This window comes from Asticcacaulis excentricus CB 48, assembly GCF_000175215.2.
GTDB lineage: Bacteria > Pseudomonadota > Alphaproteobacteria > Caulobacterales > Caulobacteraceae > Asticcacaulis > Asticcacaulis excentricus.
In genome coordinates this window covers 102,872-115,393 of record NC_014817.1, presented here as the reverse complement: position 1 = coordinate 115,393, position 12,522 = coordinate 102,872, and the positions used below count along the sequence as shown (strand labels likewise).

The 12,522-nt window shown below is 59.1% G+C and carries 8 protein-coding genes; 4 read left to right on the top strand and 4 right to left on the bottom strand.

Going from position 1 to position 12,522, the window contains the following annotated elements:
- Positions 1–3: 3 nt before the first annotated feature.
- Both ASTEX_RS12240 and ASTEX_RS12235 read right to left on the bottom strand, forming a co-directional pair.
- Complete coding sequence (locus ASTEX_RS12240) at positions 4–996, bottom strand: bile acid:sodium symporter family protein (RefSeq protein WP_013479953.1); 993 nt, start codon at positions 994–996, stop codon at positions 4–6.
- Between the two features lie 10 nt (positions 997–1,006).
- Positions 1,007–1,978, bottom strand: coding sequence for a PDR/VanB family oxidoreductase (locus tag ASTEX_RS12235; RefSeq protein ID WP_013479952.1), 972 nt, complete (start codon positions 1,976–1,978; stop codon positions 1,007–1,009).
- Between the two features lie 514 nt (positions 1,979–2,492).
- On the opposite strand from ASTEX_RS12235, the gene ASTEX_RS12230 reads away from it, so the two are divergent.
- Together ASTEX_RS12230 and ASTEX_RS12225 are read left to right on the top strand one after the other, a co-directional pair.
- Positions 2,493–4,823 carry an acetamidase/formamidase family protein gene (locus tag ASTEX_RS12230; protein ID WP_013479951.1) on the top strand — a complete coding sequence of 777 codons (2,331 nt, stop codon included), beginning with the start codon at positions 2,493–2,495 and terminating at the stop codon, positions 4,821–4,823.
- 96 nt (positions 4,824–4,919) lie between these two features.
- Positions 4,920–5,846, top strand: a complete 927-nt coding sequence (locus tag ASTEX_RS12225; RefSeq protein WP_013479950.1) for a ribokinase — start codon at positions 4,920–4,922, stop codon at positions 5,844–5,846.
- A 53-nt stretch (positions 5,847–5,899) separates the two neighbouring features.
- Here the strand turns inward: ASTEX_RS12225 and ASTEX_RS12220 are convergent, their stop codons facing one another.
- Together ASTEX_RS12220 and ASTEX_RS12215 are read right to left on the bottom strand one after the other, a co-directional pair.
- Positions 5,900–7,390: a carboxylesterase/lipase family protein gene (locus tag ASTEX_RS12220; protein WP_013479949.1), complete on the bottom strand. Its 1,491-nt coding sequence runs from the start codon at positions 7,388–7,390 to the stop codon at positions 5,900–5,902.
- Between the two features lie 98 nt (positions 7,391–7,488).
- Positions 7,489–9,897: a TonB-dependent siderophore receptor gene (locus ASTEX_RS12215; RefSeq protein ID WP_013479948.1), complete on the bottom strand. Its 2,409-nt coding sequence runs from the start codon at positions 9,895–9,897 to the stop codon at positions 7,489–7,491.
- Between the two features lie 429 nt (positions 9,898–10,326).
- Here ASTEX_RS12215 and ASTEX_RS12210 point away from each other — a divergent pair, with 429 nt between their 5' ends.
- Together ASTEX_RS12210 and ASTEX_RS12205 are read left to right on the top strand one after the other, a co-directional pair.
- Complete coding sequence (locus ASTEX_RS12210) at positions 10,327–11,148, top strand: oxidoreductase (protein WP_013479947.1); 822 nt, start codon at positions 10,327–10,329, stop codon at positions 11,146–11,148.
- A 161-nt stretch (positions 11,149–11,309) separates the two neighbouring features.
- Complete coding sequence (locus ASTEX_RS12205) at positions 11,310–12,518, top strand: aromatic ring-hydroxylating oxygenase subunit alpha (protein ID WP_013479946.1); 1,209 nt, start codon at positions 11,310–11,312, stop codon at positions 12,516–12,518.
- Positions 12,519–12,522: the final 4 nt, after the last annotated feature.

Below are 12,522 nucleotides of genomic sequence, written 5' to 3'. Positions count from 1 at the left end.
GCGTTAATTTACCGGGCCATTTTTCATGTTTAGTCTCTGAGCAATAACTGCGCAGGATATGAGTTGGATCTGATGGAAAACCATCAACGGCAATATAATTGGGCCGAGAACCGAAGCCGGGAACAGTATAGAGGCCATGGGCACACCAGAGGCTAAACTCTTTTTAGAACCGCAAAACAGAATGACGATACGATCCTTATGTGAAAAACCGAGCCATCCTGAAACATACCACGTGCCTGTTAGGATCAAGGCAAGCACACCACATGCGACCACCAGCACCGCAACCAGATCGCCAACGCTCACCTTCGACCACAATCCCTCGACGATCGAAGCCGAGAAAGCGGTGTAGACGACCAGAAGGATAGAGCTTCGATCCACACGTCCGATCCATAGCTTGTGCCGATCAATGAAACCGCCGGTCCATGGTCGTGACAAGTGGCCAAGTACAAAAGGCAGAAGCAATTGCGAGGCGATTTTCTGAACCGCATCGAACGACACACCGCCAACGTGTTCGGCGGTACCGGCCATCAGAGCGCCGGCCAGTATAGGTGTCAGAACGATACCCAGCAGATTCGACAGCGAGGCGCTGCAAACGGCTGCTGCGACATTTCCTCCGGCGATCCCGGTAAAGGCTATCGACGACTGTACCGTCGATGGCAACAGGCACAGGAATAGAAAGCCGCTCAGGAGCGACGGGGCGATCCAAGCCGCCAGCGTGGCGTTTAAGGCCAACCCGATTAGCGGAAATAGAATGAAGGTCGTCGCCAGCACGAGCAGGTGAACGCGCCAGTTGGCCAACCCCGCGACGACAGCCTCGCGCGATAACTTGGCTCCATGCAGGAAGAACAAAAGAAAAATGGCGGCGTCGGTAACAACTTCCATTGTCACCGCAGCCCGTCCCCGGACCGGCAGAACACTGGCCAGGATCACCAGCCCCAGCATAAGGACGATAAACGGGTCCAGGCCCTGAATGAGGGGTTTGCGAGGTGCAGCCATTTTGTGCCCCTTACAAATCGAGCACGAGGCGCGAAGACTTCGCCCCGGAACAACAGACCATCATGGTCTGGCCGGAGGCTTTTTCGGCATCGGTCAGGACGCTGTCCCGATGATCCGGTGTGCCTTCAATGACCCTGCATTCGCATGCACCGCAAATGCCTTCCGCACAGGAGTGCGGCACATTGATCCCATGCGATTTAAGGGTCTCAAGGATGGTCTGCCCCGCAGGCACGGTGAACGCGCCGCCCGTGCGCGCCAGTTCGACTTCGAAACCACCTTCCGTGACGGCCTCGGACGCACCGGCAAAGCGCTCTAAATGAATGGTTTCGGATGGCCGCACTGCCCCCGCCGCCACATAGGCATCCAGCATGCCCCTGGGTCCACAGGCATAGAAGTGAGTGCCTTCGGGAGCATTTGCGATAATCCGAGCCAGATCCAGCCGTGCCCCGCCATCGGCCTCGAAAGCCGTTTCGAATGCAATGCCGTTGGTGTCCAAGGTCTCACGCAGGGTATCGAGCAGCGGCGCGGTTGCCGCCTTACGTGCGCCATAGTGAAAACTGAATGGCTGCCCCAAGGCCAGCAGTCGCTGCGCCATCGCCCATAAGGGGGTAACGCCGATACCGCCTGCGATAAACACGGAAAACGGGGCGTCCTCGACCAGATGAAAGTGGCAGCGCGGCGCGCTGACAATCAGGATGTCGCCGCATTCGACCCATTCATGTAGATGTTTCGAGCCCCCGCGCGTGGCGGCGTCCAGCGCGACGGCGACCATATAGCGGTGGGTCTCATCCGGCGCATTGAAAAGTGAATACTGCCGCACCAGTCCTTCGCGCACCACGATATCGATATGAGCACCCGCCTCGAATGCCGGCAGGGAATGACCGTCTATTGGTCGCAAATCGAAAACGCGCACAGCCCCCGCTTCGCCCGCGGGGCCCGTATCCACAATGGCTTCTACCCGCACCCTCAAATCCGCACTCATGACACAACTCCGCATAGTCAGACGCTGTCACAGCATAGGCGCAACCTCCTGCGGATGACTTGTCGGTGCAGGCACTGAAAGTTGCCTGTAGACTTGCACCTACAGGATGGGCTTGAGGTAACAACCGAAGGCGCAAGTTTTGAAGCGCCTGTGATCAAGACGATAGCCGTGTTCAAATCCTAAAGCGTGATTACCGGACTTAATCCGGTGGTCACGGCGGGAGGGGCCTCCTTTTCACCCCCCTTTTATCGGCCCGCGTGTATCTCCCGCTGTGACGCTTTTTTGACGAAGCCATGTTGCACTGCCGCACGACGTCTTGTCTGTACGCGCACAGAAGCTGTTCAGGATTGACGGATTTTCCGTTTGCCCTGTCAATAACCCAACGGAACGAAGGCTTCTCGTTATCGGCCGCAACGCAGTCTTTGCTTCCTGACATTTCAAAGAAATCGTTACCAGAAAAGCCTTTTGCATGGCTTTTGACCGTCAATGCCCGCACCGGGGCAAGGGATCTGACATGTTGCGCTTTACGACCAATGCCTATCCTAAGGAGCAGCGCTGGGACTCCTGGCGTTTTGCATTGCAACGCAAATCCATCCTACTGGAGGCGATGAACGCGGACACGGCCTATGGCGAACTGGCCAGCTATCAAAGTCAGCAAAAGCTGGAATTCATCTGCGTTTCCTCAACGCCTCAGATCCTTAAAATCGACATGACCGAGCGCGCCGATCAGGTGTGGCTGCTCTCGCTGCTTGAAGGCGATCTGCGGCTCACTGACGGCGGTCAGGTGACGGTCGTCGCGGAAGGTGGTTTGATCTTTGGCGATGGCAATGCTGTGGCGGGTCTCGACCTCCACCGCGATCACCGTTTTCTGCTGGTGACGATACCCAAAAGCTTCCTGTCGCTGCGCGTGCGCAATCCCTTGCCCGGCGGCATCAACCCAATCGCGAGCGACATCGGCGCCGGGCGCATCCTGTCGGGGATGTTGCGTTCCGTCGCCGACACCATCAACGAGCTGAATACGGATCGTATCCGTCCGGTCGAACTCAGCCTACCCGAATTCCTCCTCACCGCCCTGATGGAGGATGCCCCTTCGAAGTCTCTGGGCGGGGCGGCCGGCGCACGCGCCATGTTGCTGGAGCGTGTGTTTCAGACGATCGAAATGCACCTGTCGGATCCAAATCTGAATCTGCAACAGGTCGCCGCCGAGCACGGCATATCCATGCGGTACTTACAAAAGCTGTTCGAAAGCGTGAATGAAAGCTTTGGTCATTACGTTAAGCTCCGACGGCTGGAGCGTTGCCGGATGGATCTGCTGAGCCCTCTCCATGCGCAGAAGTCAATCTCCGATATCCTGTTTCAGTGGGGCTTCAATGACTCCGCCTCATTCAGCCGGGCCTTCCGCGAACAGTACGGCATTTCGCCGCGCGAATACCGCAAATCTCCCCCGGCCCACGACAGCGCAGAAGCCCCACGCCGCGGTCGCCCACAGGAATCGAAAGAGAGCCGTTTCCGCGAAGACCTGGCCTTGAGCGACGAAGGCGAAGACGCTCTCGAAGACGGTGTCGAAGCGGTGGAGGTCGCGGAGGTCTACCCTCAGCGCAGCGTACGCCACCACCTCCTGCCGGCGACGCCAGAGACCATCCACTGGGGCTATCTCAGCCGACACCTGAAACCGGCGTTACGGGTGCAATCGGGCGATTACGTCACTATCGAAACCCTGACACACCATGCCGGCGACGATTACGAGCGCATGATCGAAGGGGATGCCGGTGCCGAAGCCGTCTATCACTGGACGGCGGACGAAAAGACCGTAGACCGTCGCGGCGCGGGCCCTATGGATGCCTCGGCGGTCGGACGCGGCGCGGGCGAAGGCTTCGGGGTGCATATCTGCACCGGGCCGATCGCCATTGCCGGGGCCAAGCCCGGCGATATTGTTGAGGTCCGGTTTCTGGAGATCAAAACGCGCCCCTCACACAACCCGAAATTCGCCGGGCGCAGCTTCGGCAGCAATGTCGCGGCCTACTGGGGCTTTCACTATAACGACCTGCTGGAAGACCCCAAGCCCCGCGAAGTGGTCACCATCTATGAGGTGGAAACCGGCCATGAGCGCTGTTGCGCCCATGCGGTGTACAATTTCCGCTATACACCTCAGACCGATCCCTTTGGCACGCGTCACGACCGCTACGACTATCCGGGCGTTGTCATCGATCCAGATACGATTGAGCGCAATTTCGACGTGTTGCGCAATGTCGAGGTGCCCGTGCGTCCGCATTTTGGGTTCGTCGCCCTGGCCCCGGCGCACGACGGTCTGATCGATTCGGTGCCTCCCGCCAATTTCGGCGGCAATATAGACAACTGGCGTCTGGGACCCGGCGCGTCGATCTACCTGCCGGTCAATGTCGCCGAAGGCCTGTTGTCGCTGGGCGACCCCCACGCCTCTCAGGGCGATTCCGAGCTTTGCGGCACGGCCATCGAATGTTCGATGACCACCCTGGTGCAGATCGTGCTGCACCCGAAGTCGGCTCAACGCGACCCTTTACGCGATCTCGACTACCCGTTGATCGAAACGAAGGACGAATGGATTGTGATGGGCTTTTCACAGCCCAACTATCTACGCGAACTGGGTGATAAGGCGCAGAGCGACATCTACAAGAAGGCCTCGGTCGAGGGGGCCCTGCGCGATGCGTTCCGCAAGGCCCGGCGCTTCCTTATGACCACACGCGGCCTGACCGAAGACGAAGCGGTTTCGCTTCTTTCGGTCGGGGTCGATTTCGGCGTGTCTCAGATGGTCAATGGCAATTGGGGCGCACACGCCATCATCCGAAAAGCCCTGTTCACGCACTGATCCGCGGCACACGGTCGCAGCAAGAGGTCGTGCGCGCCTGGACAAGACCCTTGGTGGTAATGGTCTTAGCTGAGACGCTGAGATCAGGAGACCACCATGACCGTGTCGCGTAAGATCGTCGTTGTCGGCAGCCTCAATATGGATGTGACGCTGGGCGTCAATCTGCTGCCAAAACCTAATGAAACTATCATGGGCCACGAGACGCGACAGGCGGTTGGCGGCAAAGGCCTCAATCAGGCCGTCGCGCTGGCGCGACTGGGCTGCTTTACGGCCATGATCGGTGCGGTCGGCGATGATGTGTTCGGCGCCCAGGCCCGGCAACACCTCATCGACAACCGTGTGGACGTCAGCCACGTGAGCACTCTTGCCGGGTTACCGACCGGCATGGCGCACATTCTGGTCGCCCGCGACGGTCAGAACATGATCACCGTATCGCCAGGTGCCAATGCCGGGCTTACGCCGGCAGCCGTCGAAGCCGCCGCCGACCTCATTGTTGAAGCCGACGCCCTTGTGGTGCAGCTTGAGGTACCGCTGGAAACGGTTCGCCGCGCGCTCGAAATCGCCCGTGCCCACAGCGTCCTTACCGTGCTGAACCCAGCCCCGATCATCCCGTCCGCCCTTAGCCTTCTGCCACTGGCCGATGTCGTCACGCCCAATGAGACCGAACTGGCGCAGCTGAGCGGCATAGACGGTCTGGGTGATGCGGCGCTGCACGCGGCCCTGCACAGCCTGATCAAGGCGGGGGCCGGTCGGGCGCTGGTCACCTTAGGGGGCCGTGGTTGCGCCGCACTGGTCGATGGCACGCTGGTGCACCTGCCCGCGTATAAGGTCTCTGCCGTCGACGCCACGGGGGCCGGTGATGTCTTCAACGGCGCGCTGGTTTCGCAACTGGCCGGCGGCGCGAAATGGCTTTTGGCCCTGCGCTATGCGCTTGCCGCCGGGGCCTTGTCGGTATCGCGTGCCTCCGCCGACGCCGCCCCAACGCCTGCGCAGATCGACGCCTTCATGCGCGAAGTCGCCTAAGCGTACCAGATAGGAAGAAAGCGCCTCTGCGGTCATCGCAGAGGCGCTTTTTCTTATTTAACAGTGGCCGCTTCCAACGCGTCCAGCCGCGCCTTTTCAAAATCGATGGCGGGGGCAATGCCATCTTTGGCAAAGTGCATCAGCGCACGCGACTTCACCGTATAGCGCGGCCAGTTTTTAAGCCCGTCGCCGTTCGGGTCGCCGGTCTTGGCGAAATTGGCCCAGTAGCGGTTCATGGTTCTGGCCATCGTCAGGTCCGCGGCGGTCCATACGTGGCGCTGAGTGCGGCTTTGACGAATATCGAAGACCATTTCGATCTCATTTTCATGCCCGGCTCCTGGCATTTTGGCTCGCAATGTCTCTGGTACATAAGAGAAGCGATAGAGCCAGACCTTGCCCTTATTCTGCGCTGTCTGCTCCGCGCGCCATCGCGCAGGAAGGGTCATGGCGTATTCGCCCCATAGCCGCTTTTCGGCTATTTCACGCGCCGTTCCGTCTGCCATGTAGAGCTTCACCACGCCCTCGCCCTTGGTCCCAAGACTCTCGATTAGCTTCTTCTCCGCCCCCGGCAGCCAGCGGATCAGACTTTCCTCGTAATCATTTGCCCCGACCAGATAGGGTATGTCAGCGACATGACCGGCCTTATAGGCCTCCGGTGTCGATTCACGGACGATCTGGCCGTCGGCTATGACGCTTTCGGGCACGAGTACGGGCGCATCAAGCACGGCGGCCGCCGGAAGAGCGCGTAAGGCGGCCAGCGTGGTTGCCCCCTTCTTGTCCCCCCACGCCTTCCCGTCGGCCCTGGCTTTGTCGAGCGGCTTGACGAATCCGTTGGTGCCGCCGGACTGGGCAATGGCTTTGTGGAACAGACCGCGCGCCTTCGGAGACGCCATCAGGAAGTTGACCGAGGAGGCCCCCGCCGACTCGCCGAAGATCGTGACATTGGCGGGATCCCCCCCAAAAGCGGCAATATTATCGCGCACCCATTCCAGCGCCTTGATCTGATCCATCAGACCGTAATTGCCGACATCCTCCCCCTCGCCTTTCAGTTCGGGGTGAGCGAAAAAGCCGAAGCGGCCTACACGATAGTTCAACGATACCATGACGACGTCCTGCCTGGCAAAGGCCGTGCCGTCATAGCTGGGGTAGGACGCCGCCCCCATGATGAAGGCGCCGCCATATATCCACACCATCACGGGGCGCTTGCGGCCTGACGTATTTTCGGGTGCCCACACGTTGAGATAGAGGCAGTCTTCGGACTCTGGATTGACGAAGCCTGGCCCTGGCGGGTTTTCCATATCCATCTGCACGCAATCGGGTCCAAAACTGCGTGCTTCGAGCAGACCACTCCACGGTTTGACGGGCTGAGGTGCACGCCAGCGTAAATCACCGACCGGGGGGGTGGCGAAAGGTATGCCGAGATATCGTGAGACGCCGTTTTCGCTGGTCCCTTCGATGCGCCCGGCACTGGTCGTCACAACAGGCCCCGCCAGGGCCGAGGAGGCCATGAGCAGATAAAGCGGTACACCAACGCGTTTGAACATATGAGAACCCTTGCATAGAAAAGCGGTTAAGCGGATCAGGGGGATGCCCCCGATCCGCTCAGCCGGACAGATTGCTGTGGCCGTGATCTGACAAACGGTCAGAACGTACGGCTGACCTTCAACGAGACGGTACGTCCGATGCCTGGGAGCACGTTGGCATTGGCATCCGTATCGGAATTGGCGAGGAAATATTCTTCATCCAACAGATTGTTGACGTTCAAGTCGAAGCGGTACGGACCGGAGATATAGTAAGCACCGGCGCGGACCAGCGTGTAAGCGGGAAGGACGATGGCACCGGGCAGGAAGCCGCCCGTTTCCGACGCATAGGTCACGCCACCGGTCACGCCCCATTTTCCGCGCACGTCGTAGGTGGCAAACAGCGAGCCACTGGTTTCCGGCGTGGCATGGAGGTAGTATCCGCCTTTAAGCTGCGGATAAAGGTTGGCATTTGAGAAGGCGTAACCGCCGTAGCCGTCGGTACAAGCGATCCCGGCCAGGCACGAGGGAACCGTAATAAAGAAGCCGTTGCCGGCGGTCGGCTGGATCTTGGTCTTCTGCTTCGTAAGCGTTGCCGTCAGGCCGAAGCTTTCAGTGACCAGCCAGCGCAGCTCGCCCTCAAGCCCCTGGGTGCGAAGCGCCACAACCGTCTGGACGCCTGACGGTGGGGTCGAGAGATACGAGCGGTCCTGATCGTAGGCCGCGATCGAGGCGAAGAGGCGACCGCCGTACTGCGAGGTCTTGGCGCCCACTTCGCGCAGACGCGATCCGCCGAGATAAGCGTCGTTGAGAATAAGGGCCGGCGCGAGTCCACCGCCCTGATCGATCTGCAGCGACTTGGCGCGGGCATAGGTGGTGTAGACCGTCGCCCAGTCGAACTTGTAGGCTAGGGATGCGTTGTAACTATAGGCGTTCTTCTCATCCTTACGGCGCGCGCGAGTTACGCCGACCTCGGTGCCGATATTCAGAGCATTGACCTGATATTCGTCGGCACGCCCTCCAAGCGTAAGGCTGACCGGACCCCATGTGCCATCGGCCAAGGTGAACAGGCCCATATTGTGGATCTTGGTGGTCACATCGGTCGCCCACTTGTAGCCTGCGACGAACGGATTGTTAAAGCGGTCGTCAGGCGTTGGCCCAACGCTCAGATCGCGGCGGTCTTCGGAGATGACGAAGTCGTTGAGCGACCCCTGGACGTGTGCATGGGTGAAGCGGTGGCTAACGCCCGATACCGTTTTCCATTCGATGGGGCCAGTCTCGAACTCTTTCAAATAGCTGATACGCTGTTCGCTGAGTGTCGACATATATTGGCTGCCGAAACCGTAGCTCTGGTAGTTTTTCGAATCCAGCGTATTGAGGAAACCCTCAATCTTCAGCTTGCCACCGAGAAGCTCGCGCGATGCACCGGCATAGAGTGTGTGGGTCGTCGCTTCGTTGAGATCGACGCCTTCATCGATGAAAGTGGTGCGCGGTGACAGTTTGACCAGCTTCACCGTCGCCGGATCCAGCTTGGTGAAGTTGTTCGGAGTGGGGGTAACCCCAAAGGCCGGCGCGGTGTAAAGAAGCGTGGAGCCCCCTGCCGTGCCGTAGAATTGCCCGGCTGTGATGAACGGGGTCGAACCATTGTTGATCTTGGCGATCGGACGGCCAGAGATATAAAGACCTTCGTCGATCAGTTGCTGGGTGACGCGGTTCCAGCCAATATTCTTCAGATAGCCATCCGAGTGGATAAACTGATAGCTTGTCTCCAAAGACCACTTTTCACCGAGTGCGCTGGCAAAGGAAATCTGCGCCACTTCGGACTTCGGGTGCATGCCCGTGTAAAAGCTGTCCGAATCCTCAACCTTGGCGAACAGATGCAAACCGGCGTCATTAGTGCCCCAGTTTGCGGGCAGAGACAGGTTCCCCGTCAGAACTTTTTCGCCATAGCTGCCAACAGTGACCGACACGTCACCGCCCGTCTTACTGACGTACTTAGTGTTCTCGCCATAGCCGGTCTTCGGGATGAAGTTCATGAAGCCGCCGACCTGCCCAGACCCATAGACCGGCGAGGTCGGGCCCCGCACAATTTCGATTGAGGACGTCGCGTCGACAGGGGTCGGATAGTTGGCGAAGTTCGACAAACCCTGAAAGCCGTTATAGTAATTGTCGGCCATGGTGCCGCGGATGTTCAGGCTGCCCGGGACGCCAAAATAGGATCCGGTATAGGTGCCGGCGGCTACGGCCGTGAAGTCGTAGACATTTTTGATAGAGTAGCGCGACAAAAGCTTGTCGGAAATTTCAGTCACCGCACGTGGCGTATCGACGAGCGGTTTGTCGATGCCAAAGACACTGGAAGTCGAGCGCTTTTGCTTGACGCCGCCGAGGTCACGCGCACCGGTGATGATGATCTCCGTCGGCTCTTCGCTTGTCGCGGCGACGTCCTGTGCCTGAACAGGCACCGTCATCAGGCCGGCCAGGGCCGACACGCTCAACAAATAATATTTTAACAAAGTATGCTTGCTGTTCATTGCCATATCCCCTTGGTCAAATTGAGCGTGTTTGCTGCGGGCGTCAGCCCTTTTTCCCCTTTGACCATCCCCACACACACAACGGCAGGCCTAAGGCTCGTCAGAAAAGTGTCACACAAAACCTTCACGGTCTTGAGGTGGCACGCCCTGTAACTTGCGATTTGCCTAAGCCCTGCAGCCCTATGGCTACTTTTTCAGCCGATACGCGCCGACTGGGTCCGTCACTCATGCGTCTGTGGACAAGTGCATCGGCCGAAACGGCGCGACCGCGACCTTGAAGCCCCTGTCTGTGGCACCGGCAGACAATTTTTCAGACGCCTTCCGACAAGACCCTTACTCATGGGTTAACGACAATCGCGCCCGCAAAAACGCGCATCGACAGCGCGGGCCGCGTCTAAGATTTTTTCGCTAATTCAGAGCATTATAGGCATGAAATGGTTTATTACGGGCGTTTCCAAGGGCATTGGCCTGTCTATTGCGCGCGCCGCCCTGACCCGCGGGGATCAGGTTGTAGGGACGGTGCGCGGTGCAGTTGACCAGATCGCATTCAATGCCCTGAGCCCCGGAAAGGCGCATGCCCTGCTTATGGACGTCACCCAGCCAGACGCAGTGGAGACCACTGTTTCCGCTGCTGAAACCGCTCTGGGCGGTATCGATGTTCTGGTCAACAATGCCGGTTACGGTCTGATCGGCGCGATCGAAGAGGCGAGCCCGGACGAAATTCGCAAGGTGTTCGACGTCAATGTGTTCGGGACTATCCACGTCCTTCAGGCGGTTCTGCCCTATATGCGCGGCCGCCGTTCCGGCCATATCATCAATGTGACGTCCGTATCGGGTTATGCGCCGTGGGCGGGTTCGGGCGTTTATGGGGCAACAAAATTCGCCATAGAAGGTCTGGGTCGCACCCTTGCCGAAGAGGTCGAGGAACTGGGGATCGGGGTGACGAATCTGGCGCCCGGCGGATTTCGCACGGATTTTGCCAAGGGTTCACTGAACATAGTCGGCCGCAAAATCGGCGATTACGACGGAAAGGCTCGCGAAGCGGAACGCACGCTGGCGGCGTATAAGGGTCATGAGCCGGGCAATCCCGAAAAACTGGCACAGGCCGTGCTTCAGATCGCCGGGATGAAAAGACCACCCCTTCACTTCCTGCTTGGGGCCGACGCCATCGGCTATGCCGAAGAGGAGATGGCGGAGATTCAGAAAGACATCGATGCGTGGCGCAGCCTGTCGGTGGCCACCGCCTTTTAATACTCGTCAGTTCGCCCTTTCGATCAGGCGCAAGTTCTTGTGCGCCTAAACACAAGACCCCGGCCCTGCGCCAGGGTTAGCTTTTCCCATGATGACATCCGCCCGGAAGAGGTACCTCCGGGGGCGCTGCCACGAAACGACGAAATCAGGTGATCGTCGCCATGTCTTTCAGATTACCCACCCGCGAATTTATCGACTCTCTCGGCTCTTCAGATATTGATCTGGCGGACGCCGAAACCCTGCCGCCGGAGTGCTACACCAGCGCCGACTTCTACGCCTTCGAAAAAGAAGCCCTCTTCTATCACGAATGGCTCTGTGTCGGCCGCGAGTCCTGGGTGAAGAACCCTGGCGACTATTTCACGACGAAGATCGCGGACGAACCGATCGTCGTGGCGCGAGGTCGCGACGGCAAGGTCAACGCTATGTCGTCTGTCTGCGCGCATCGCGCTATGCTGGTGGCGGAGGGGTCAGGCAATACTCGCATGTTCCTTTGCCCGTATCACCACTGGGCCTACGGCCTCGATGGCAAGTTAACCGGCGCGCCGGCGATGGAAAGGACCTGCAACTTCAATAAGGAAGAGCATGGACTCACGCCTTTTGCCGTGGAAATCTGGAACGGCTTTATCTTTGTTAATTTCGACCATGAAGCCGCGCCCCTGGCGCCGCGTCTAGCCGATGTCACCGAAGCGCTCAAAGGCTACGACTTAGCCTCGGCCGACGATCTGCGACCGCAGGCTCCCGGCACCTTCCCGTGGAACTGGAAGGTCATGTTCGAGAACAATAATGACGGTTATCACGCCTCGAAACTGCATCAGGGCCCACTGCACGATTTCGTGCCGTCGGATTTAGCCGAATTTCCAGACTCAGATCCCAGCGATGCTGGGTTCCTGCGCTTTAACGGCACCACGCACAAGGACGCCAGCTTCAACCCGACCCAGGTCGCGCAGATGCCAGTATTTCCCGGCCTGACCGAGGGCGACCGCAACCGTATGACCTTCGCCAACATCCCGCCGACCCTGTCACTGGTGATGATGAGTGACATGGTCATCTACCTGATACTTCGCCCGACCGGGCCTGAAACGATGGAGCAGGATGCAGGCACGCTGGTCGCGCCAGGCGCATCGAAACATCCGTCCTTCCAGCACAAGTTCGAGATGAACATGAATTCGGCCATGCATATCATCGATCAGGACATGCACGTCGACGAACTGGTGCAGGTGGGGCTACGTTCAAAATTCGCGCCGCGCGGCCGCTACTCGTGGCAAGAGGGCGCGCAGATCCAGTTCAATCGCTGGCTCATAAAGCGCTATCGGGAAACGTTTGACCGGCTGTCCGGCCCGCATCTCAAGGCGGTTAAGGGCGCGGCCTGATCCC